We start from the raw sequence: 24469 nt of genomic DNA, 5'->3' as shown, positions 1-24469 counted from the left end.
AAAGTAACAGAATTATTTCCGGAAATCAACTGAAAGGAAGATACATTAAAAGGAAAAAGGATAAAAAACGAGAATCTCCGAAGGGCTGACCGGGCTGTCATCCCTCCGGAGATTCTGCTGTTTTCGTTAAAGTGCCAAATTCTTTTAGCCAATATAAACATTCACACAGAGATATACATAGAGTTCTTCATCACACTGATCGAACTCAATCTTGTTCTCTCTTGACAACCACCCTAAAGCGGCACCCAGCTCTTTATCTTTCAACCCGGATTTTCTCTTCAGAAGTCCGTAGCTCCACTTCTCGTTATTGCTAAGCAGTTGCCAAACCTTACCGGCATTTATACCGATTTCATTTCTATTCATTTTTCTAGAGTAATTAAGAGGTTTAATACATTAGGTTAAGATTTCGCCTATAAAGATAACAAAAGGATATTGCAATTGTTTATACGTCTTTACTAAAAAGTTGTTACAGAATTATTTTTAACATAAAAGCGGTGATGTGTCCCGACACAAAAGCGTTATTAGCATATGTTAAATTAGAACTTTTCCTTGCAGACATCTGTTATTACATAAAAATCAATCCTAAACCAATTACAGCTATGGCAAAAAAAATAGCAGAACAACTGATAGATACTTTGGTTAAATCCGGAGTTGAACGCATTTACGCCGTAACAGGCGACAGTCTGAATGAGGTAAACGAAGCAGTCAGAAAAAACGATCAAATAAAATGGATACATGTGCGCCATGAAGAGACAGGAGCGTATGCCGCTGCTGCAGAAGCACAACTGACCGGCCGTCCGGGATGCTGCGCGGGAAGTAGCGGACCGGGACACGTTCATCTTATCAACGGTTTGTATGACGCGCACCGTTCCGGGGCACCGGTAATCGCCATCGCTTCTACGATTCCTACCGGAGAATTCGGTACGGAGTATTTTCAGGAGACGAATACAATCAAACTTTTTAACGATTGCAGTTATTATAATGAAGTAGCCACTACTCCCAAGCAATTTCCACGTATGCTCCAATCGGCCATACAAACGGCTGTCACCCGTAAAGGGGTGTCCGTCATCGGGCTACCGGGAGACTTGGCAAAGGCTTCTGCCGTTGCTGTCGACTCGTCGGTCCGGAACTATCCTGCCCCACCGGAAGTTTGCCCGTCGGAAGAAGATTTGGCTCAATTGGCCGACTTGCTAAACAAACATACACGTATCACTCTTTTCTGTGGCATCGGTTGCCGGGGAGCTCACGAGGAAGTAATCGCGCTTTCCGAGAAACTGAATGCTCCGGTGGTATATACTTTCAAAGGAAAGATGGAGGTGCAATATGAGAATCCGTATGAAGTGGGTATGACGGGATTGTTGGGAATGCCTTCGGGATATTACAGTATGCATGAAGCTGAAGTGCTTCTCATGCTCGGCACTGACTTTCCATATTCTGCTTTCCTGCCGGATGACATCAAGATAGCCCAGATTGATATAAAGCCCGAACGTCTGGGACGTCGTGCAAAGGTGGATATCGGACTTTGCGGAGACGTCAAACTTAGCATCCAGTCTTTATTGCGTATGCTGAATCCGAAAACGGATGATTCTTTCTTACTGAAACAACTCAAAAGATACGAGGGAGTAAAGAAAGATTTGGCCGCTTACACAGAAGATAAAGGGGGCGTAAATAAGATTCATCCCGAATATGTGATGTCTGAAATAGACAAACTAAGTTCGGACGATGCTGTGTTTACGGTAGATACGGGAATGACTTGTGTATGGGGAGCACGTTATCTGCAAGCAACGGGCAAACGCCACATGCTGGGTTCCTTCAATCATGGTTCGATGGCAAATGCGTTGCCGCAAGCTATCGGTGCCGCGTTGGCTTATCCGGATCGTCAGGTAGTTGCGCTTTGCGGAGATGGCGGATTATCGATGACTTTAGGAGACTTGGAAACCGTTGTACAATATAAGTTGCCAATTAAAATCATCGTATTCAACAACCGTTCATTGGGAATGGTGAAGTTGGAAATGGAAGTGGACGGACTGCCGGACTGGCAAACGAACATGTTGAATCCTGACTTCGCTCAAGTGGCCGAAGCAATGGGAATGACCGGGTTTAATGTCAGCGATCCGGAAGAAGTGTTGACTACTTTATTGAATGCATTCGAACTGGACGGTCCGGTACTTGTTAATATCATGACCGATCCGAACGCACTGGCTATGCCTCCCAAAATAGAATTCGGGCAAATGGTGGGCTTTGCGCAGTCAATGTATAAGTTGTTAATCAACGGCCGTTCACAAGAAGTGATTGATACGATCAATTCTAACTTTAAACATATACGGGAGGTATTTTAAGTTATTCTATTTTTAATATTTTCATTACCTCTCTCAAAGTATGACTTACTATTATTGTCTATTGCAATAAGGTAAGTCATACCTTTTTATAGTCTATCTTGAGGTGATAATCATTTTATTTTCTTATGTTTGTAATCATCAAAAAGTAAAAACACATGGAAAAGACCGACTCTTCGCCTTTATCCCGACAAGCACTGTACGCTGATAAAAAACAATGGAATCAATTCCTTTCTGTTTTTTTATTGGCAGTGGGCGTTGGTTTTACAGTGGCAGGCATTATCTTCTTTTTTGCCTACAACTGGGATGAATTACCTAAATTTGCAAAGTTAGGAATAGTAGAGGTGTTATTAGTAGCTTTTGTCCTGCTCGCTACATTCACCCGTTGGAATAAGCTCGTCAAACAGATTCTCCTGACCGGAGCTACGTTCCTGATAGGTACGCTTTTCGCTGTCTTCGGACAAATCTACCAAACGGGAGCCGATGCTTACGATCTTTTCCTGGGATGGACTCTTTTCACCATTCTCTGGGCGGTTGCTATCCGTTTCGCTCCGTTGTGGCTGACGTTCATCGGATTACTTTGCACTACAATATGGTTGTACAATATACAGATAGCTAATACCAACTCTTGGGAAATGACTTTGTTGGCCAATGCAGTAACCTGGATATGCGCCTTGGCAACGATCATCACGGAATGGATGAGCACAAAAGGTCATTTGGACAGAAACAATCGTTGGTTTGTCAGTCTTCTTTCACTGGCTACTATTCTACACACCAGTTTTCTGTTAATGATGGCAATCTGCGAAGAGAACGCTATATTGTCTGTTCCCCTCATAAGCACTGTCCTTCTATTTTCTGCGGGACTTTGGTATGGATGGAAAGTAAAAAGCTTGTTCTATCTGGCTATCATTCCGTTTGCCGCATTAATAATTCTATTGACTACATTCATATCACAAAGTGATCTTAGGGATGTTCAGATATTCTTCTACGGAGGAGTTATTGTCATCACCGGAACAACTTTGCTCATTTACATCATTCTTCATCTAAAAAAGCAATGGTATGGCACAGAAGCATAACCTCACTATTCAAGTCGTATCCATTATCGGAGGAATCCTGACGGCTATTTTCTTTTTGGGATTTCTGGCACTTGCCAGAATCCTCCGCTCCGATATTTCTTGCCTGATTGCTGGAAGTATATTAATTCTCACTACGCTAACAATCAGCCGCATGGTGGTCCAGTCTTTTCTGGATGCAATGAACATCACTTTATACATAGCCGGATGTGTATTGATTGGCTTTGGTATAAATGCCAGCATTAATCTCCTCTTCATTACACTTATGGGAATCAGTATTCTCACATTCTTGCTATCAAGAGGGTTTATCCTCCCCTTTCTTTCAGTCATTCTGTTTAATATATCTTTCTTCGGAGAAGCTGCCCATGTCTTTTCTTCGTTTTATCCCTTGCAAATAGCCGTAGTCCCTATCCTTGGAGTGTTTCTATTTACCAACATCTTTGAAAACAAGTTGTTTGAGTGTATAGGAACAGAGAATTACCTTTCCAAATACAAATCATTTCATTTCGGATTATTCGTATCCGGTATCGTCTCACTGGGAGGATTATCAATCAATTACATGATATCAGAAACAAATAGTTGGCTTGTGTCCTGCATACTGTCTGTTTGTATATGGATCGGAATTCTTATCATGGTTCAACGAATCATGCAGGTCATGAAAGTGGATCATCCGGTGAATCAGGTTGGTATCTACATTCTTTGTATTGTTATCTGTCTGCCCACCGTGTTTGCTCCTTATTTATCCGGTAGCTTGTTACTGATTTTAATATGTTTCCATTATGGTTACAAAGCGGAGTGTGCTGCCTCGCTCCTTCTCTTTATCTATGCTGTTTCCAAATACTATTATGATTTGAATTTGAGCCTGCTTACCAAATCCATAACGCTTTTCTTCATCGGAATTGCATGTATTACAGCCTGGTATTTCTTCACTCAAAAAAGAACAAGACATGAAAAAGTATAGCCGAATATTGATTATCGTAAACCTGATACTGCTATTGGGGTATTTCAACTGGTCGGTTTATCAGAAAGAGCAAACCTTGAAAGACGGACAGTTGGTTTTGTTGCAGCTAGCCCCCGTCGATCCCCGCTCTCTTATGCAAGGAGACTATATGAGACTTAACTACAAGGAAGCCTCATCAAATCTGCCAGATGAGCAAACCGACACACGCGGTTATGCCATACTCCGAACGGACAGTAATCAGGTAGGAGAAATTGTACGATTACAAAACACGTTGGAACCTGTAAACGACAATGAGCTAGTCATCAAATATAAAATAATAAATAGACGCCTCTTCCTCGGCACCGAATCTTTCTTCTTTGAAGAAGGACAGGATACTCTTTATCAAAAAGCCGTATATGGCGGACTAAAAGTAGATGATAAAGGGCAAAGTTTACTCGTGGGATTGTATGATGAGGACTTTCATCTTATTCAATCCGATAAATAAAGACTAATAAGAAAACCCGGACTTTCGCAAGCCCGGGTTTTCTATATTCTCAAAACATCTCCTTAATCTATAGGGAAATAAGGGACTAGCAAATTGGTTTCTAGTGCAAATAAGGAGACGTTATGAAATAAAGGAAAGAGATACCTGTGGGAAATAAGGGAGGTATCCCTTTCTATAAGAAGAACAGAATTGGAAGGATTGACTTTCACAAGCCAAATCCTTCACTCTGTTTCTTCTCGGCGTATTCTTCACACAAGGTGAAGAAGGGTTTTCTTTTTATAGTTACTTAGTTAGCTCCATCAGCTTTCATTACTATCGGACATTTAACTTCTGTAACAGCTCCCCATGTATCTGTAATCTTCACTAAGGCATAACCTTCAACTTTAGATGCAATGGATAGGGTAGTAGCTTTCAATTGTACAGTTAATTCACCTTCAAACGCAACGGGAGTAGAAGTTGCCCCGGCTATTTCAGCATATTTGGCAATCTCTGAACTTAGTTCTATAGTAACATCTGTAACTCTACTATCTCTACTTGTCTTAGCAATTGTCACGGCAACGTCTTTTACATCTTTAACAGTAAAATCAGCAGGTTTAATCTTGAATAATTTTTCAGATTCCTTTATTGACAATACTTTAGCTTTACTAGCAGCAATATCAGGATGTGAACCTTCTTTGATTGCAGATCTTACAGTTAAGTTAAACTCTTTAGAAATTGTAGCCAAACGTTTATTTCCAAACGGCTGGTATGCAATAGTCATACGACGCGTTGAATATACACCATCATTCTTAGTTGATTTGTACAACGGAACTGCAATTACAGAGTTTGTTTTGTTAACTAACCAATTTGCACCCATTTCCGGATTATCATCAGTACCAAAGTTAGGAGCTTTCTCATCAAAAGATATATGTCCCTTATCTTCAGCGCTCATTTCATCAAAGAGTGCATACAAGTCTTGATTTACAACTGCATTAGATTTATCAGGGGTACCATAAGCAATAGCAGTTTCAGAACTTGTGAAATAAGCACTTAACGGTGTAAATGCAAATATACCTGCATTCTTAACTTCCACTTTCACATTTACCTTCTTAATTACTTCATCTCCCAATGTTGGTTGATAGTCCGGATTAATAATTTCCAAAACAGCATTATGCATTACAGCTGCAACCATAGTCGGATTAAATTGGAAGGCAATCTTATATCCTGTAACTTTACCTTTATTATCTGTTATAGTAACAGGTTGCGCACCAACAAGATCAATAGAACCACTTTCATAAGCATACTCATTGCCATTAACAGAAATCTTATCTCCAGCAGCAAATCCAATGCTCTTCAATCTTACAGTAGGTTTCTTCTTGCCAGTAAACTCTTTGTTCAGAATAGCGAATAAATCATCGGTTGAGTTAACAACAAGATCAGAGGTATTATTTGAAGGATCTGTGGCATCTGCACCCTTAGTCAGATTCCAAACAACAGCATCAGCGATAGTAATATCAGCACCCGTGTCATAAGTAAAGTTCACTGTAAAGGTTTTAGCATTACCTCCTTCAACTTTTGTACCGTCTGTTTTCAAGTAATTAACTTTCACTTCAATAGTACCTTGTTTTGTAGGTGAGGAAATAGTATTTGTAGCTTCGTCAAATACAGCACCAATAGCTTCCAAATCAGCCTTTTCAATAGAATAATAATGAGCTGCAACTTTGGACAATTCAGCAGCAAACAATTCATCAAGTTTTGCAGATGATGTATAAACCACATCTACTTCTTTATTAGTAATATCCAAAGCCTCATTTTTAGCAATAACCTTCACATCATAATTTGATATGATGTTATTTCCCCAAGCATCTTTAGCACGTAAAGCATAAGCTATCGCTTTATTATTCAAGTTATTATCGGCTGCTTTATCAGCAATCAAAGAAACTGTAAGATCATAAATTCCCTGATTCCATTTCTTTTCGCCATCCGCACGGGTGGTTAAAGGATTTTCAGAAAGATTCTTTTCTTTTGATAGAACTGTATAACAAACCTCCCCATGAGAATTAATCAATTCAACAGGATATTCAGAGAAGTCAACACTAACCGGATTGATTAATGCATGCATTACAGAGCTATTTGCACCAACTAAAGTAGTAGCTTTTTCTGTAGAACCATAAGTTACATTATGGAACTTAACAGTAGTACCTTTAGCCAATATACCATAATACATTGTTACCTCACTCATACCTTCACTAATTTTTCCATCAGCAATTGACACAACAGTCATACTTGACAATTTATCTGCTGTTGGCAATATAATAGTTTTATCAGTATAAGATCCATCTTCATTAAGTGCACCGACATGAAGTTCCCATGCTGGTCTGTCTGCTGCTTCAACAACATATACACTTGTTTGGGCATAATCTCCACGTACTAACTTACCTTTAGTTCCGTCTTCATTTTCAGCATTGATATCCCAATAACACCAATAACCATCCTCATCAATGAAAGGAGATACTCCGTCTGCACCTGTAGCCTGAGGACCTTGTACAAATTTGCTAGCGGCATCATCATAATAATACCAATATCCATCTTCAATATATGGAGATTTGCCATTTGTTCCTTCCGTAACTTCGCCTCGGTCGCCTTGTGCTTTATCTCCTTTTACGAAACCGCCTTTTCCATCATTAGCCTTATCATCCCAAAAATACCAATAGCCTTTATCACCATTAGTTCCATCCGCGATATAAGGTGAATGTCCGTCTGTAGCTTTTGCATACCATCCAGTACCTTTTTTATCAATTAACCATTCTCCGGTCTCCGGATCAATAGTCACTTTTGATCCCGGAGTTCCCTGACCACCAGCCACTCCCGGAGCACCTGTATCACCTTTGTCACCTTTATCACCTTTAGCACCATTTATGATACTATAAGATTTTCCATCGTTAAATGTTACCTTGAATCCACCAGTAACAGGTTCTACACTCTTCACCCAATTACCAGCATCTACAAATTTCTGCAGATCAGCGATGCTAGCCTTATTAGCATCAATCTGTGTTTGCAGATTGTCAATGTCATCATCGTAGTCTTTACAGCCTACATAAGTGACAGTAGAAAGTGCCAGCGCCCCGAAGAACATCACTTTTACAAATTTTCTTTTCATAACTACTTAAAAATTACATTAATAATATATTATTAAACACTAAGTTTCAATAATAGCATGCCCGTTACTTTGTAGGTAACGGAAGAACCTTTGTCCTGCTCTTCGGGAGTAGTCAATACTGAAAAACGATACGATATGCTACGAAACATTTTTACCCCTGCTTTTGAAAGCAAGTAGCGGGGAGGGGAAATCTTGTGCAAAATTTAGAAGTTAACAAAGCCCTAATACAAAGAATCCGCGTGTTTTATCTGTCCTATTCCTTTTTTGAGTGGTTTATTAGAAAAAATGTATGATTTCGTTTGGTTGTTTTAAGAAATATGCTCATATTTGCACCGGTATTTATTCCCGTTACCTACAAAGTAACAGACTATTTATCAAGCGATTAATCCACTAATAGTACGCTTCACAAAATCAACGACCTGTCTATTAGCTTCATCTATTTTCTTATTCCTGAAAGGCTTCAGATACGTTTCGGTTACAGTGATGGAAGAATGTCCCATTGCTTCGGAAATAATACCCGGATGAATCTCACAATAATAAGCTGTTGTAGCCCAGGTATGGCGGGCGGTATAAGAGCTCAATCTATCGCCCAACCCCAATAATTCGCCCAGCAACATCAACTGACGATTGAATGTGCGCAATGCCAACTGATATTCACGATAAGCCTCCGGAGTCCCTTCACGACTCTTTAACAAAGAAAACAGATAAGGAGAAGAACTGTCACGGTTCATATATCTCTTTACCAGAATCATCGCTTCTGCAGTTAGAGTCACCGACAAGGTGCGGCCTGTCTTACGTCTGCGATATGTAATCACATTGTCACGTAAATCACTTTTACGCAAATAGGCGAGATCGACAAAAGGCAAACCGCGCAATAAAAACATAAGGATAAATAATTCCTGTGCCTTGCGTAATGACGGAGAACCGACAAAAGCCTGTGATAACCTGGCAAATACTTTCTTTATATCCTCCTCACCTAACGCACGTTTATGATCGGCACGAGTACCGGTATAAACAGAACGGAACAAGTGAGGAACATAAGGTGCCTTACGAAGATCGACAGCACGATTATAAACTGCACGAAACGTGCGCAAATAAGTGGAGACGGTATTCCAACTACATCCACGACTACGAAGATGCACTTCGAACCCTTTTAACCACTCCGGACTCACCTCATAGAAGGTGAAATCCTCTTTCCCACAATAAGCAATGATGGCATTGAGACTGCTACGGTATACATGGGCAGTGCCAAAGTTTCCCTCCATCTGTAGCCCACGGGCTACTTGCTTCATAAATGTTACTACTTTCAACATCTCTCGATTTATTAATAAATTAGACAATAAATATAAGGGTATTCCAACAATCGAACAAATTGAAGGCAGAGATGTTGCAGGAATACAAAAAAAGAACCACCTCCCCTTATTAGGGAAAGTGGTTCTTATCTTCTTTATATATTCTTAAGCGAAAGCTGGAATTACATCATTCCGCCCATGCCTCCCATTCCGGGAGCGCCCATTGGCATTTCAGGTTTATCTTCCTTCTTTTCTACAATTACACATTCAGTAGTCAGGAACATACCAGCGATAGAAGCTGCATTTTCCAAAGCTACACGAGCAACCTTAGCAGGGTCTACTACACCGGCAGCATGCAAGTTTTCGTAAATATCCAAACGAGCGTTGTAACCAAAGTCACCCTTGCCTTCACGTACTTTCTGAACAACTACCGCACCTTCTTTACCAGCGTTAGCAACAATCTGACGAAGTGGTTCTTCGATAGCACGTTTGATGATTTCAACACCGGTTGTTTCGTCAGCATTGTCACCCTTCATGCCGTCGATAGCATCAATTGCACGGATATAAGCTACGCCACCACCCGGGATGATACCTTCTTCAATTGCAGCACGAGTTGCACGCAAAGCATCATCTACACGGTCTTTCTTTTCTTTCATTTCCACTTCTGAAGCAGCACCTACATAGAGAACAGCTACACCACCTGACAATTTAGCCAGACGTTCCTGCAATTTCTCACGGTCATAGTCAGACTTAGTTGCCACGATTTGTGCTTTGATCTGTTCGCAACGTTCTTTGATGCTATCTTTGTTACCTGCACCGTTTACAACAGTTGTATAGTCTTTAGTAACTGTAACTTTGTCAGCAGTACCCAACATTTCGATAGTAGCTTGTTCCAGTTTCAAACCTTTTTCTTCGCTGATAACAACACCACCTGTCAGGATAGCGATATCTTCCAACATTTCTTTACGACGATCACCGAAGCCCGGAGCCTTCACAGCACAGATCTTCAATTGAGAACGCAGACGGTTTACTACCAATGTAGTCAACGCTTCGCTATCTACATCTTCTGCAATTACCAACAGAGGACGACCTGTTTGTACAGCCGGTTCGAGGATAGGCAAGAAATCTTTCAGGTTAGAAATCTTCTTGTCATAGATCAGGATGTAAGGTTTCTCCATCTCACATTCCATTTTTTCTGTATTTGTCACGAAGTAAGCTGACAAATAACCACGGTCGAACTGCATACCTTCTACTACACCGATAGTAGTGTCTGTACCTTTTGCTTCTTCGATAGTGATTACACCGTCTTTAGAAACTTTACGCATAGCGTCAGCAATCAATTTACCGATTACCGGGTCGTTGTTTGCAGATACGGTAGCAACTTGTTCGATCTTGTCATAGTTGTCACCTACAGTTTCAGCCTGATCCTTGATTGATTCTACCACTTTGGCAACAGCCTTGTCGATACCACGTTTGATATCCATCGGGCTAGCACCGGCAGTTACGTTCTTCAAACCTTCAGCTACGATAGCTTGTGCAAGAACGGTTGCAGTAGTTGTACCGTCACCGGCATCGTCACCTGTCTTAGAAGCAACTTCTTTTACCAGCTGTGCACCAGTATTCTGGTAAGCATCTGCCAATTCGATTTCTTTTGCTACTGTCACACCGTCTTTTGTGATGTGCGGCGCACCGAATTTCTTCTCAATGATAACGTTACGTCCTTTCGGGCCCAGAGTTACTTTTACTGCATTTGCCAAAGCATCGACACCTTTTTTCAATTGGTCACGGGCATCGATATTGAATAATATTTCTTTTGCCATCTCTTTATTTACTATTTAAAGATTTACTATTTACTATTATTAATTAACCCAAAACAGCGAGAACATCGCTCTGACGCATGATAAGATATTTAGTACCTTCAACGTCAAGTTCTGTTCCGGCATATTTACCATAAAGAACTGTATCGCCTACTTTCAATACCATCTCTTCATCTTTCGTACCGTGACCTACTGCCACAACTTCACCCTTCAAAGGTTTTTCTTTTGCTGTATCAGGAATAATGATACCACCAATTGTTTTTTCTTCTGCAGGTGCAGGGAGGATAAGCACTCTGTCTGCTAATGGTTTAATGTTCATAGTTACTTGTTATATTTTAGTTATACATTTAATTGTAGATGTTATCCACCGTCTTTCAGGCGGAACGCTAAAGTTATTGCGAAAAGCGTGCCAAAGTAAATAAATGATTCTTTGTCAGAAATAGACTGACAAAATGACTGACAACTTGCACTGTATGGCAAAAAAGTATATTTGTCACCTACTTTTTAAACAAAACAAAAGGATTATTCCTTATAATGATGTATATTCGTAAACGAACCATCAAATGCACTGTATAAATAATATGAATAGAATAGCATCCGGCCTCATCATTGCCTCTTGCGTCTTCTACTCCTGCACTTCGCGTACAGGGGAGATTTCTCCTGTACATGAACAACAACAGACAGATTCGCTGTCGCAAGATACAATAACTCAACCCGAGGTTAAACCTGTTGAAAAGAAACTCACAGCAGAGCAAATACAAATCACCAAAGATTTATTGTATGACCAATATACATTGGAAGACACCTATCCTTATAAAGACACTACCCGGCAGTTTCAATGGGACAAAATCAAAGAACGGCTGGCTTTGCTTGAAAATATACAATTGCAGCCTTCCACTTGGGCAATTCTCCAGAATTACAAAAATAGAAATGGAGAAGCACCACTTGTGAAGAATTTCAAAAGAAACGCTTACGGACGGGTGGCGGATACTCTCGGCATAGAACGTTACCAATCCGTTCCGCTTTACTTGTTGACCGACACATTAGTGCCCGAACGATACGGTCAGGATGGAGAACTAACCCGTTTTATCGAAGATGGGGAAAAATTCATAAAAGCAGAGCCAATGTTTACCGGAGATGAATGGATGATTCCTAAAAAGTATGTCAAAGTAATCGGAGATACGATTGTTTTTAACAAAGCTGTTTTCGTAGACCGCCACAATCAGAATATCGCTGCTCTCGAACGTAGCGGAGAAGGGCAATGGATGGTTCGCAGCATGAATCCTTCCACTACGGGACGCCACCTGCCGCCGTATGCACAGGAAACTCCTTTAGGAATGTTTGTATTACAGGAAAAGAAGGCGAAGATGGTATTTCTAAAAGACGGTTCGAAAGAGACAGGAGGTTATGCTCCTTATGCGAGTCGTTTCACGGATGGAGCCTATATTCACGGAGTACCGGTCAATGCTCCCCGCAAGACACAGATAGAATATAGTCCGTCGTTAGGAACGACACCGCGTTCGCACATGTGCGTACGAAATGCAACTTCCCATGCCAAATTCATTTATGATTGGGCGCCTGTAAATGAAACTATTATTTTTGTATTGGAATAAACGTTGAACAAACATACACCACTATTCCCGAATCGCTACTACCTATCGTCCAAAGTATAACTAGAAAAGTTCTTTTCTATAAGGTGAGAACTTGCTTTTCTCTTGGGGAAAAGTTACTTTCCCCTTACTCCAATCTATAAACGCAAGTTGCAATTATAAAAACAAAGCTTGCAATTATAAAAACGAAGCCTTCATTTATATAATCAAAAGTTGCAATTATAGTTTGCTCTACAGCCTTAATAAGTTTCCTTCCTATGCAAAAGAAGTTTGCATAGGAGGGGAAAGAACTTTTCTATACGTACTTGAGGGAAAAGATAAAGAGGTCTGAACTTTTCAGTCCAGACCTCCCAATATAGAAAGGGATTTCTCCATCCCGTATTACCTTAATCAATTATGTGTGAAACTCTCTTTTATTTATCTTCAGTCTTACCCAACCCATACCTTGCTCTTGTTATATCCTGAACAAGTTCTCTCTGCACACTTTCCAATGCGTTTATTTCTTTCTGCAACAACTCCAAAGCAGAACCTTTCTGCAATAAATAAGACCGTTCAGCATATTTTATATAAGAAGTCGGAATCTCCTGCTTTTTTTCTTTATAATGGGCAATCACATACCGCAAAGCTTCTGCCCGATATTTGCTGATCGCTTTCCGTTCGGCATAATACAAATCTTTATAAGGATTTTCTTCACTTCTCAATTTCTTCCAGAATGCAGAAAAAGCAGTCGATACAGCATCCTTCTCCTCTTTGGTTACTGCTTCTTTCTGCTTCTTTGTCAGATCCTTATATTCCTTATATGTATTTAGAAACTTATCCAATTCATCTTTACTGGCTTTATGCGCCAGTCGGTAAGTTTCCAAAGAAGCAGGCCGTTCATATTCGACAACTGTTTGTAGATAAGGCAAGTCGTTCCAGCTTATATATTTATTGTTTGCTTCACAATAATCTGCATAAGCCGCCGCAAGCTGCCAACTATATTCTTTTGTCTTCTGATTCAAATCCTCATTGATAGCGGACAAGTTCTTTTCCATCTCTTGCAAGTCCTGCGCTGACACCGTTTGCATACTTCCCCATCCGGAGAGAAACAAACAAAGAATACTCCATAATATAGTTTTCATAATTAGATAATTTAAATTTTCTCCAAAGTTATTATTTCTCTACAAAATTCCAAACGATATTACAGATTTGCTATATATTTCCACAATGGAGCAGCATTCAGCGCCTGCATAATTTCGTTCTTATCAAGCAGGCTTCTCACCTCTTCCAACGTAAGCAGATGTACACTGATATCTTCAGTAGCTTCCAGATGCTGATGGTCTATCAGTTCCACGTCTGTAGCAAGAAAGCAATAAGTCAGATTAGTATGGGTGCTCGGATTAGCGGAAATCACCATATATTCCTGCCAGTTTCCTTTTCCGTAACCTGTTTCCTCCCACAATTCACGTTGGGCGGATACTAACGGTGAAGCGTCTTCCTTTTCACAGACACCGGCACAAAGTTCATAACAAGTTCGTTCAATTCCCGGACGGTACTGGCGGACAAAAACAAATTTACCATCTTTTGTAATGGCAATCGTATTTACCCAGTCGGGATACTCAAGGATATAATATTCGGGGATATGGTTACCGTTGGGAAGCAACATATCTTCGCAACGCACAGTCAGCCACGGACGGCGAAATAGATATTTACTACTCACCGTTTTCCAGGCTCTATTCTTTTCTTCCATAAGGTCTGTTTTTTCTTCCGGCAAAAATACAAATTTCCCCCGGGTTATCCTACCTTTCGGTTGCTTGTTTTTATTCGTCTGTGTCGATACAAGTGATCTCTATCCCTTGTATCTGCTCCAGATATTTTTTGGTAGAGCTTACCAAAGAACTTCCCATGTAGAATAAAAACAGCAGGCTGATAATAACCATCAATGCGCCAATCATGGCAAAACGACTACGTTGTTCGAAAATACTGCTATTCATAACTCTGCCTCCTCTTAGTTTTTTTGTCCACTACAAAGATAACACGCGATGGCTACAAAAAAGTTACAAGAATGTTTCAAAAAACTTAAATATTGAAATTCTGTTCGTATCTTTGCACCAACTAACTAACAACCTTTTTATTGCAATATGGCATTTACGAATAATATTATGATTGTCCGGCATAAATTGCTGGCAGACCTCGTTAAACTCTGGAAAAACGACGAATTAGTGGAAAAGATAGACCGGCTCCCGATTGAATTGAGTCCACGAAAATCAAAACCCCTAGGACGGTGTTGCGTACATAAAGAACGCGCAGTGTGGAGGTACAAGACTTTTCCTCTGATGGGACTGGATATGACAGACGAACACGACGAAGTTACCCCGCTTTCCGAATATGCGCGATTGGCATTGAGCCGCCCCGAACCGGACAAGGAAAATATCATGTGCGTCATCGACGAGGCCTGTTCTTCCTGTGTACAGATCAATTATGAAATAACCAACCTTTGTCGCGGATGCGTGGCACGTAGCTGTTACATGAATTGCCCCAAAGATGCGATACGTTTCAAGAAAAACGGTCAGGCAATGATTGACCATGACACATGTGTCAGTTGCGGTATTTGTCACAAGAGTTGTCCTTATCACGCTATCGTATATATTCCCGTGCCTTGTGAAGAGGCTTGCCCGGTAAAAGCTATCAGCAAAGATGAACACGGCATAGAACATATTGATGAAAGCAAGTGTATCTACTGCGGAAAATGCATGAATGCTTGTCCGTTCGGTGCTATCTTCGAAATCTCGCAAACATTCGATGTATTGCAACGCATCCGTAAAGGAGAAAAGATGGTTGCCATCGTTGCTCCGTCTATTCTGGGACAGTTTAAGACTTCTATCGGACAGGTGTACGGTGCTTTCAAAGAAATAGGATTTACGGATGTGATCGAAGTGGCCGAAGGTGCTATGGCAACCACCAGCAATGAAGCACACGAGTTACTGGAGAAATTGGAAGAGGGACAAAAATTTATGACTACTTCCTGTTGCCCTTCTTATATCGAGCTGGTAGAGAAACATATTCCGGATATGAAACCTTACGTTTCTACCACCGGATCACCGATGTACTATGCCGCACGGATTGCCAAAGAGAAGCATCCGGATGCTAAGGTTGTGTTTGTCGGCCCTTGTGTGGCTAAACGCAAAGAAGTACGTCGTGACGAAGCAGTGGATTATATTCTGACGTTTGAAGAAATCGGTTCGATTCTCGACGGGTTGGGTATTGAACTGGAACAGGTACAGGAGTTCTCTGTATTACATACGTCTGTTCGCGAAGCACATGGATTTGCACAGGCAGGTGGTGTGATGGGAGCTGTCAAAGCTTATCTGAAAGAGGAAGCGGATAAAATCAATGCAATACAAGTGTCGGACATCAATAAAAAGAATATCGCTCTGTTGCGTGCCTGCGCCAAGACAGGAAAGGCTGCGGGGCAGTTTATTGAAGTGATGGCGTGTGAGGGTGGATGCATCACCGGGCCAAGTACGCATAATGATATTGTTTCGGGACGTCGCCAATTGGCACAAGAGCTGCTCAAACGAAAAGAGAGCTATGAAACAATGGATCGATAAACTACGGCAGGAAAGAACACTTAGCCCGGAAGAGCTCCGGCAACTGTTGACCGGATGTGACGCAGACACCCTGCGTTACATCAATAAACAGGCGCAGGAAGTCGCTCTCCGCCACTTCGAAAATAAGATTTATATCCGTGGACTGATTGAAGTCAGCAATTGCTGCCGGAACAACTGTTATTACTGTGGTATCCGAAAAGGAAATCCCAATATCGAACGTTACCGGTTGAGCCGAGAGAGTATACTGAACTGTTGCAAACAGGGCTATGAACTGGGATTCCGCACCTTTGTATTACAAGGAGGAGAAGATCCTGCACTAACAAACGATCAGATAGAAATGACTGTTGCCCGTATCAGACAGGAGTATCCGGATTGTGCTATTACGCTGTCACTCGGTGAAAAATCACGTGAGGCATACGAACGTTTCTTCCGTGCCGGAGCCAACCGTTATCTGTTACGTCACGAAACATATAATGAGTCGCATTATCGGCAACTGCATCCGGCAGAAATGTCCGGCAAACAACGCCTGCAATGTTTAGCGGATTTAAAAGACATCGGCTATCAGACAGGAACCGGAATTATGGTCGGCAGCCCAGGGCAAACAGTAGAACATATCATCGAGGATATCTTGTTCATTGAAAAGCTACAGCCGGAAATGATTGGCATCGGTCCTTTCCTACCCCATCATGATACGCCTTTTGCCCAATATCCCAGCGGAACGGTGGAACGGACGATTCTTCTATTATCGATCTTCCGTTTGATGCATCCATCCGCATTGATTCCGGCAACAACGGCTCTCGCCACTCTTATTCCTGATGGTAGGGAGCGGGGTATATTGGCAGGCGCAAATGTGGTTATGCCCAACCTGTCTCCCCGGGAGGAACGGAGAAAATATGAATTATACAATGACAAAGCTTCACTCGGAGCGGAATCCGCCGAAGGACTGGCTACCTTACAAAAGCAGTTGAATACCATCGGTTATGAGATATCTACCGAAAGAGGCGACTTTAAGTGCACCACAGATTACACGGATTCACACAGATTTATTTCAAATTAAATTTTAATCTGTGTGAATCCGTGTAATCTGTGGTGAAAAAACAAAGAATATTATGATATACCAAAAAGATTCATCCAAAGCAGAAGAGTTTATCCATCACGAAGAAATTTTGGATACGCTGGAATATGCACAGAACAATAAGGATAATCGTGTCCTGATTGAACAACTGATTGAAAAGGCAGCGTTGTGCAAGGGACTGACGCACCGGGAAGCGGCTATTCTGCTGGAATGTAACCAACCTGACCTGATAGAACGTATCTTTCATCTCGCCAAAGAAATCAAACAGAAGTTTTATGGCAACCGTATCGTCATGTTCGCACCGCTTTATTTGTCGAACTATTGCGTAAATGGTTGCGTATATTGTCCGTATCATGCTAAAAACAAGACGATTGCACGCAAGAAACTGACGCAGGAGGAAATTCGCAGGGAAGTGATTGCTTTGCAGGACATGGGACATAAGCGGCTCGCTCTTGAAGCCGGTGAGCATCCGTCACTGAACCCAATAGAATACATCCTTGAATCTATTCAGACAATTTATAGCATTAGGCATAAAAACGGAGCGATCCGCCGGGTAAACGTAAATATCGCAGCTACTACAGTAGAAAATTATCGTCGATTAAAAGAAGCGGGTATCGGTACGTATATCTTATTCCAGGAGACTTATCACAAGGACAACTACGAAGCACTTCATCCCACCGGTCCGAAAAGCAATTATGCCTATCACACCGAAGCGATGGACCGTGCCATGGAAGGGGGAATCGATGATGTAGGTATTGGTGTGCTTTTCGGTTTGAATACTTATCGGTATGATTTTATCGGATTGTTAATGCATGCCGAACATCTGGAAGCCAAATTCGGTGTAGGTCCCCATACAATCAGTGTGCCGCGTATCTGTTCGGCGGATGACATTAATGCCGGAGATTTTCCGAATTCAATTTCCGATGAGATATTCAGTAAGATTGTAGCTGTTATCCGAATTGCCGTTCCTTATACTGGAATGATTATTTCCACACGTGAATCACAAGAATCACGCAAGAAGGTACTCGAATTGGGTATCTCACAAATCAGCGGCGGCTCACGTACCAGTGTAGGCGGATATGCTGAAACGGAATTACCCGATCATAATTCCGCGCAATTTGACGTAAGCGATACCCGGACATTGGACGAGGTGGTCAATTGGTTGCTCGAACTTGGATATATTCCCAGCTTCTGTACTGCCTGTTACCGGGAAGGACGGACAGGTGACCGTTTCATGTCATTAGTGAAATCCGGCCAGATAGCCAACTGTTGCGGCCCCAATGCCCTGATGACTCTGAAAGAGTATCTGGAAGATTATGCTTCCGAAGATACCCGTCAGAAAGGATTGAAATTGATTCTAAAAGAAACAGACCGAATCCCCAACCCCAAAATCAGGGAAATAGCTATCCGAAACCTCAAAGCCATAGCCGCAGGGCAAAGAGATTTTAGATTTTAAATCATACGCCAATGTGCTAATATGTCGATGTGCCAATTGGCTGTACATGAATTAACAGATTGATAAATTAGTAATTATGAGCTTAACAGATACTCCAAATGCAAGCAGACTTCATATAGCCCTTTTCGGTAGACGGAACAGTGGTAAATCTTCTCTTATCAATGCATTGACAGGACAGGATACCGCCCTCGTTTCAGATACTCCGGGAACGACTACCGACCTTGTATCCAAAGCTATGGAAATTCAAGGTATTGGTCCGTGTTTGTTTATAGATACTCCGGGGTTCGATGATGAGGGAGAACTTGGAGAGCTGCGTATCAGCCGGACTTTAAAGGCTATTGAGAAAACAGATATTGCATTGCTGCTATGTGGAGATACTACTTTTTCTCATGAAAAAGAGATGCTGGCACTATTGAAAGAGAAGAATATCCCTGTCATTCCGGTACTGAATAAAATAGATATACGAGAGAACAGTGATAGCTTAGCCACATATATTGAGGAAGAATGTAAAATACGCCCATTACTTATCAGCGCCAAAGAAAAGACAGGAATTGAACAGATCCGGCAAGCCATTCTCGAAAAATTACCCTCGGACTTCGGTCAACAGAGTATCACCGGGGAACTTGTGACAGAAAACGACCTTGTACTTCTGGTTATGCCGCAGGATATTCAAGCTCCAAAAGGCAGACTGATTTTACCACAAGTGCAGACTATCCGTGAATTGTTGGACAAAAAATGTCTCGTAGTGACTTGCACCACTGACAAGTTTCCGGCAACCCTGCAAGCCCTTGCCCGTCCTCCGAAGTTAATCATCACCGATTCACAAGTTTTCAAAGCGATCTATGAACAGAAACCAAAGGAAAGTGAACTGACTTCTTTTTCTGTACTTTTCGCAGGTTATAAGGGGGATATTCACTATTATGTAGAAAGTGCAACTGCGATTGAAAGGCTGACGGAATCGTCACGTGTACTAATAGCGGAAGCTTGTACACACGCTCCCCTTTCAGAAGATATAGGAAGAGTGAAACTTCCCCGTTTGTTACGGAAACGGATTGGAGAGAATCTGCAAATTGATATGGTAGCAGGAACCGACTTTCCACAAGACCTGACTCCTTATTCGCTGGTAATCCATTGCGGAGCATGTATGTTCAATCGTAAATACGTACTTAGCCGCATCGAACGTGCACGGGAGCAACACATTCCTATGACGAATTATGGAGTAGCGATTGCTTTCCTCAATGGAATACTAGATCAAATAAAATATTAAAATGAGACTATATTCTTCTAGTGTCATATCGTAGACCTATGATTAAGATACTCAGGATCTTGTCATTTATTTCTTTAGAAATAAGTAAACTATTACAAAATCCGAGAAGATATTCTCTGTTCAAAATTATTCAATCAGGATTAAGGTGTCGAAAGCGACCTACCCATCTTTATCATTGAAAACTATTCAACGTCCATGTAGTACAATTGAGAAGACCACCTTCCAAAGCTACCTCATTGTAGTCAATTGTTTCAACTATTTTATCAGGAAAGATTTCTTTGATTTTCACAACAGCTTCGGCATCCTTATTTCCGGGAACACCGAACACGGGAACTACAATCAGATTCTCAACTTTAAGGTAATTGACATATATCCCAATTGCATGTTCGGGATGTGCTTTATCTTTGTAGCCATAAAAAAATGGCACATCAATATATTGTAGGTGATAAGTGCTGATTACTTTATCCATCTTCTCGCGCCAATACTTGAATTCTTCAGCACGGTCATTACCGAGAATTGTATCGCAGTTGACGAAGCGAACCATACCATCTGCATGACCTGTGAAATCGTCTTTCTGCGCTGGAATAATTATTATCTCGGCTTCAAGTAGGCGGCTAAGTTCGGCTTTCAAATCTTCCTCTTTTCTACCAGGATTTTCACTAAACACACGATCAGAGATGATAGCACGGTTGCCACAAATAAGGACATTTCCACCATCAAGATTGATGTCTGAGAAAGTCGGTTTAATACCATTTGCTTTACATACTTCACATACATTAGAACGTGATGCCTCGTATTTTTCATTGTTCTTCAAATATGAAGGGTCATATTTGAACTGAATAAGTTTGCCACTTGCCGTCTGTACCGGCATATAATCACGACACCATATATCGCGTGTTGCTTTGAGTAAAGCATACCCGACATTATGCTTATCCAAAATATCCGTCAGCCTTTTATACGTTTCAGGATATTTTTCCTGAAACAATGCAGATAAGTAGACAATCTGTCGTTTACCGTTCGTGATAGGTTGTTCCACCAACAATTGGGTCATTGATTGCGCAGGTTTATTTATATTTTCAATGTGCTGTTCATTCCATTTCGCACGAAATGAGGGAACGTCATACGTCAACATCCGTTTACACAGTTCCACAGTCGGTTCAATGTTATTTTTCAAACATATATCTTGAAATATAACCTCTTTCGATCTGCCACTGACGGAGAAATTCCTGATATAGCCGATTGACAATCCTTTCCCACTTAAATAGAGGTTTCTGCTGATTTTTTGAAGGATTGCCTGCTGACCTTTTACAGATGTATTTTTAGCAACAAGCTCGGTCATCAACGTTGACAGACTTTTCTTCTTACACCTTTGATAACCTGCATACACTAAACCGCCAATGGCAATAAGGCTAGCTGTAATGCTAAGAATTGATTCCACACTCATAGTTTTATAGTGAACGCATTGAGACTCCACCGTCCTATATGGCAGTTTTCCCTAAGAAATTGTCTCTTATTCACGAATATATAATTACTATTTAATCCACTTAAATTTTGTAGTATCTTCAAAATCGTACCTATACTGTTCCAGCCTTTTAGGCAATTCTACCTTTTTGAGATTTATACATCCTTGAAAGGCATTTGCCCCAATTTTCCTTAAAGACAAAGGAAAATTTATATTACTTAATGAGGTACATCCTCTAAAACTTCGTTTCCCAATTTCCTCTACTAAATACGGTAAATCAATTGATACAAGTGATGTGCATGATTCAAACGCTTCTTCTCCAATAAACTTTACTGAATCTAATAACTTCACCTCGGTCAAGGACGAACATCCATAAAATGTTTTTTCAGGAACTATGACACTCCCATATATAACTTTCTTTAGACCGCTACAATTATAAAATAATGATCCACCTATCCTCAACTTATTATTTTGTATTGAAATACTTTCTAAATCGGTACAACCATAAAAGACAGATTTCCCTAATTCTGTGAAAGAATCTGGAATTATTATATTTTTCACACCAGTCTTAGATAGTGCAAAATCTCCTAAATAATACAATGAATTTGGAAATTCCATGTTTTCCAATAAAATACATTCAGCAAAACAATAGTCCCTTATTATTTTCAAATTTCTTGGAAGTTTTATTGATTTCAATTTTCCACAACCACTAAACAAACCATTATGAAGAGTTTCCATGCTATCAGGCAACGATACATATTCAAGGCTTTCGCATGTAGCAAATGCTTCATCCCCAATTACGGTTACCCCCTCCGGTATAGTTATTTCTTTAAAATCACAACCTTTAAATGCTTCAACTCCTATACTCTTAAGCATCAGAGGTAATAATATTGATTTCAGAGCGTAACAACCAGAAAAAGTACATCGCCCAATCATCTTTACGGAATCAGGTATGTTGATAATTTCAAGTTTGGAACAATTTTCAAAAGCAAATTCTCCAATCTCTCGAACTGTCGATGGTATTTTTATTTCAGTAACTTTTCTACACCCTTGAAATGCAGCATATCCAATGCTAACAACGTCATATTTATTATCCTTATAAGTAACGACAGGAGGAATATTCACCACAAGAGGCAGACTTGAATTTCGGTCTCCAGGTTCGAGATTTAAAAATTCTCGAAGCCCAGACACTTCAACCGTACCATGTTCTTTTGTGAAATTATATGTAATTTCATCAATTACAAAATCGTATGCTTCCACTTTAAAAATAGGCAGGATGAGCAATAAAGCGATTATACTTATAATTTTATTCATGTACTTAGATTTTTATAATGGTTCGTTATAAAATTATATACTGATTTTTCTACTCTGTAAGTAGCCATGAAAAACAATTTCTAATATCTCTGCTTATTTCTTCACAACAGCAATCAGTTCTTCTGCCGAAACAAGATTTTGTTCTCCTGTCTCCATATTCTTCAACATGGCTTTGCCTTCGTTCATTTCATTCTCGCCGACAATAGCTACAAACGGAATATTCTTTGTATTGGCATAGCTCATCTGTTTCTTCATCTTGGCTGCATCCGGGAAAATCTCGGCACGGATACCGGCAGCACGCACTTTCGACAGAATTCCCATAGAGAATGCAGCTTCCTTTTCGCCGAAGTTGATGAATAGAAGTTCTGTTCCATTCACAGCTTCTTTCGGATAAAGTTCAAGTTGGTTCAATACGTCGAAGATACGGTCTGCACCAAAAGAGATACCCACTCCCGACACTCCTGCCATACCAAATACTCCGGTCAGATTATCATAGCGACCACCACCTGTGATACTACCAATCTGCACATCCAACGCTTTCACTTCAAAGATAGCACCTGTATAGTAATTCAGTCCGCGAGCCAATGTCAGGTCAAGCTCGATTTCATTCTTCAAGCCCATTGTTTCCAATGTATTCAGGATAAATTCGCTTTCTTCCACTCCTTTCAATCCTACTTCACTGGCCGATAATACATTTTTCAATGTTGCCAACTTTTCCGCATTCGTACCGCTAAGGAGAATAATCGGCTGCAACTTGGCAATAGCCTCATCACTGATTCCCTTCTCTTTCAGTTCGGCATTTACATTATCCAAACCTATTTTATCCAGTTTATCAATCGCTACAGTAATATCGACGATTTTATCCGATTCACCTATAATTTCAGCGATACCGGAAAGAATCTTACGGTTGTTTATCTTAATACATACACGAATATTAAAACGACTGAAAACAGTATCGACAATCTGCATCAATTCCACTTCGTTCAGTAATGAATCGCTTCCTACAACGTCAGCATCACATTGATAAAATTCGCGATAACGTCCTTTTTGCGGACGGTCAGCACGCCATACCGGTTGAATCTGATAGCGCTTGAACGGGAAAGTGATCTCATCACGATGCATCACGACGTAGCGAGCAAAAGGTACTGTCAAGTCATAACGCAAACCTTTCTCACAAAATTTGCTTGCCAGTTTGACAGCATTACGGCTTAACAATTCTTCGTCAGTAATCCCGGAAAAGTAATCTCCTGAATTTTGAATCTTAAAGAGTAGTTTATCCCCTTCATCGCCGTACTTTCCCATCAGTGTAGAAAGCATCTCCATAGACGGAGTCTCTATCTGTTGGAAACCATACAAATGATATACGTCACGAATCGTATTGAATATATAATTACGCTTCGCCATTTCTACCGGCGAAAAGTCACGAGTTCCTTTAGGAATACTTGGTTTTGCTGCCATAATATTACTGTTTATAATTTTAATGGCGCAAATTTACTGCAAATTTCCGAGCAATGCTTACATATATTTGAAAAAATCACGGCTCACCCGATAATCATTGGGGGTATGCATAAATCTTAGCCAGTCTAAAGAGGA

General features: G+C 40.7%; 20 protein-coding genes and 2 pseudogenes. 10 read left to right on the top strand and 12 right to left on the bottom strand.

Annotated features, from left to right (window positions below; genetic code table 11):
- Nucleotides 1-144: 144 nt before the first annotated feature.
- Nucleotides 145-363, bottom strand: a complete 219-nt coding sequence (locus KTR06_RS05610; protein ID WP_120067363.1) for a winged helix-turn-helix domain-containing protein — start codon at nucleotides 361-363, stop codon at nucleotides 145-147.
- Between the two features lie 134 nt (nucleotides 364-497).
- Here KTR06_RS05610 and KTR06_RS24715 point away from each other — a divergent pair.
- Nucleotides 498-1496, top strand: a pseudogene (locus KTR06_RS24715) (thiamine pyrophosphate-binding protein); the annotation flags it as partial.
- 235 nt (nucleotides 1497-1731) lie between these two features.
- Here KTR06_RS24715 and KTR06_RS24710 read toward each other — a convergent pair.
- A pseudogene (locus KTR06_RS24710) lies at nucleotides 1732-1800 on the bottom strand (hypothetical protein); the annotation flags it as partial.
- On the opposite strand from KTR06_RS24710, the gene KTR06_RS24690 reads away from it, so the two are divergent.
- The 4 genes from KTR06_RS24690 (at nucleotide 1800) to KTR06_RS05590 (ending at nucleotide 4854) form a co-directional block, all read left to right on the top strand.
- Nucleotides 1800-2339: a thiamine pyrophosphate-dependent enzyme gene (locus KTR06_RS24690; RefSeq protein WP_284515549.1), complete on the top strand. Its 540-nt coding sequence runs from the start codon at nucleotides 1800-1802 to the stop codon at nucleotides 2337-2339. The pseudogene KTR06_RS24710 and the gene KTR06_RS24690 sit on opposite strands and share 1 nt — an antisense overlap.
- A 155-nt stretch (nucleotides 2340-2494) precedes the next feature.
- Nucleotides 2495-3412 (top strand): DUF2157 domain-containing protein, encoded by a 918-nt coding sequence (locus KTR06_RS05600; RefSeq protein ID WP_120067364.1) that lies wholly within the window; start codon nucleotides 2495-2497, stop codon nucleotides 3410-3412.
- Nucleotides 3396-4370 carry a DUF4401 domain-containing protein gene (locus tag KTR06_RS05595; RefSeq protein WP_120067365.1) on the top strand — a complete coding sequence of 325 codons (975 nt, stop codon included), beginning with the start codon at nucleotides 3396-3398 and terminating at the stop codon, nucleotides 4368-4370. The genes KTR06_RS05600 and KTR06_RS05595 overlap by 17 nt, the downstream gene beginning before the upstream one ends.
- Nucleotides 4357-4854 carry a GDYXXLXY domain-containing protein gene (locus KTR06_RS05590; protein ID WP_120067366.1) on the top strand — a complete coding sequence of 166 codons (498 nt, stop codon included), beginning with the start codon at nucleotides 4357-4359 and terminating at the stop codon, nucleotides 4852-4854. Before KTR06_RS05595 ends, KTR06_RS05590 begins: the two co-directional genes overlap by 14 nt.
- Before the next feature lie 286 nt (nucleotides 4855-5140).
- Here the strand turns inward: KTR06_RS05590 and KTR06_RS05585 are convergent, their stop codons facing one another.
- The 4 genes from KTR06_RS05585 to KTR06_RS05570 all read right to left on the bottom strand — a co-directional run bounded on the left by KTR06_RS05585 (nucleotide 5141) and on the right by KTR06_RS05570 (nucleotide 11421).
- Nucleotides 5141-7993: a PL29 family lyase N-terminal domain-containing protein gene (locus tag KTR06_RS05585; RefSeq protein WP_120067367.1), complete on the bottom strand. Its 2853-nt coding sequence runs from the start codon at nucleotides 7991-7993 to the stop codon at nucleotides 5141-5143.
- Nucleotides 7994-8367: 374 nt separating this feature from the next.
- Nucleotides 8368-9306 carry a site-specific integrase gene (locus tag KTR06_RS05580; RefSeq protein ID WP_004314005.1) on the bottom strand — a complete coding sequence of 313 codons (939 nt, stop codon included), beginning with the start codon at nucleotides 9304-9306 and terminating at the stop codon, nucleotides 8368-8370.
- 161 nt (nucleotides 9307-9467) lie between these two features.
- Nucleotides 9468-11105: a chaperonin GroEL gene (gene groL, locus KTR06_RS05575; protein WP_004314006.1), complete on the bottom strand. Its 1638-nt coding sequence runs from the start codon at nucleotides 11103-11105 to the stop codon at nucleotides 9468-9470.
- A gap of 43 nt (nucleotides 11106-11148) precedes the next feature.
- Entirely contained in the window at nucleotides 11149-11421 is a 273-nt protein-coding gene (locus tag KTR06_RS05570) for a co-chaperone GroES (protein ID WP_004314007.1), read from the bottom strand.
- A gap of 244 nt (nucleotides 11422-11665) precedes the next feature.
- Between KTR06_RS05570 and KTR06_RS05565 the strand changes: the two genes are divergently transcribed.
- Nucleotides 11666-12715: a L,D-transpeptidase gene (locus KTR06_RS05565; protein WP_120067371.1), complete on the top strand. Its 1050-nt coding sequence runs from the start codon at nucleotides 11666-11668 to the stop codon at nucleotides 12713-12715.
- A gap of 410 nt (nucleotides 12716-13125) precedes the next feature.
- Here KTR06_RS05565 and KTR06_RS05560 read toward each other — a convergent pair whose 3' ends face one another.
- The 3 genes from KTR06_RS05560 to KTR06_RS05550 all read right to left on the bottom strand — a co-directional run bounded on the left by KTR06_RS05560 (nucleotide 13126) and on the right by KTR06_RS05550 (nucleotide 14685).
- Nucleotides 13126-13833, bottom strand: a complete 708-nt coding sequence (locus tag KTR06_RS05560) for a DUF5039 family protein (RefSeq protein ID WP_087322711.1) — start codon at nucleotides 13831-13833, stop codon at nucleotides 13126-13128.
- A 59-nt stretch (nucleotides 13834-13892) separates the two neighbouring features.
- On the bottom strand, nucleotides 13893-14441 hold the full coding sequence (locus KTR06_RS05555) for an NUDIX hydrolase (protein WP_004314010.1): 549 nt from the start codon (nucleotides 14439-14441) through the stop codon (nucleotides 13893-13895).
- A gap of 70 nt (nucleotides 14442-14511) precedes the next feature.
- Entirely contained in the window at nucleotides 14512-14685 is a 174-nt protein-coding gene (locus KTR06_RS05550) for a hypothetical protein (RefSeq protein WP_008015767.1), read from the bottom strand.
- A 147-nt stretch (nucleotides 14686-14832) separates the two neighbouring features.
- On the opposite strand from KTR06_RS05550, the gene KTR06_RS05545 reads away from it, so the two are divergent.
- From KTR06_RS05545 to hydF, 4 genes are all read left to right on the top strand, one after another.
- Complete coding sequence (locus tag KTR06_RS05545) at nucleotides 14833-16302, top strand: 4Fe-4S dicluster domain-containing protein (RefSeq protein ID WP_004314012.1); 1470 nt, start codon at nucleotides 14833-14835, stop codon at nucleotides 16300-16302.
- The gene (gene hydE, locus KTR06_RS05540; protein WP_217290036.1) at nucleotides 16283-17359 is read left to right on the top strand and encodes a [FeFe] hydrogenase H-cluster radical SAM maturase HydE; all 1077 of its coding nucleotides are present in this window, start codon (nucleotides 16283-16285) and stop codon (nucleotides 17357-17359) included. The genes KTR06_RS05545 and hydE overlap by 20 nt, the downstream gene beginning before the upstream one ends.
- A 52-nt stretch (nucleotides 17360-17411) precedes the next feature.
- Nucleotides 17412-18833, top strand: coding sequence for a [FeFe] hydrogenase H-cluster radical SAM maturase HydG (gene hydG / locus KTR06_RS05535; protein WP_217290035.1), 1422 nt, complete (start codon nucleotides 17412-17414; stop codon nucleotides 18831-18833).
- A 76-nt stretch (nucleotides 18834-18909) separates the two neighbouring features.
- Nucleotides 18910-20100: a [FeFe] hydrogenase H-cluster maturation GTPase HydF gene (hydF, locus tag KTR06_RS05530; RefSeq protein WP_149964458.1), complete on the top strand. Its 1191-nt coding sequence runs from the start codon at nucleotides 18910-18912 to the stop codon at nucleotides 20098-20100.
- Nucleotides 20101-20272: 172 nt separating this feature from the next.
- Here hydF and KTR06_RS05525 read toward each other — a convergent pair whose 3' ends face one another.
- The 3 genes from KTR06_RS05525 to hisS form a co-directional block, all read right to left on the bottom strand.
- The gene (locus KTR06_RS05525; protein ID WP_217290034.1) at nucleotides 20273-21544 is read right to left on the bottom strand and encodes an agmatine deiminase family protein; all 1272 of its coding nucleotides are present in this window, start codon (nucleotides 21542-21544) and stop codon (nucleotides 20273-20275) included.
- 87 nt (nucleotides 21545-21631) lie between these two features.
- On the bottom strand, nucleotides 21632-22876 hold the full coding sequence (locus KTR06_RS05520; protein WP_004301083.1) for a leucine-rich repeat domain-containing protein: 1245 nt from the start codon (nucleotides 22874-22876) through the stop codon (nucleotides 21632-21634).
- Nucleotides 22877-22969: 93 nt separating this feature from the next.
- Complete coding sequence (gene hisS, locus KTR06_RS05515; protein ID WP_004301086.1) at nucleotides 22970-24334, bottom strand: histidine--tRNA ligase; 1365 nt, start codon at nucleotides 24332-24334, stop codon at nucleotides 22970-22972.
- Between the last annotated feature and the right edge of the window lie 135 nt (nucleotides 24335-24469).

It is taken from the genome of Bacteroides sp. MSK.20.12 (assembly GCF_019052435.1).
Lineage (GTDB): Bacteria > Bacteroidota > Bacteroidia > Bacteroidales > Bacteroidaceae > Bacteroides > Bacteroides xylanisolvens.
The sequence above is the reverse complement of the archived record's forward strand: the minus strand, read 5'-3'. Positions and strand labels throughout refer to the sequence as shown.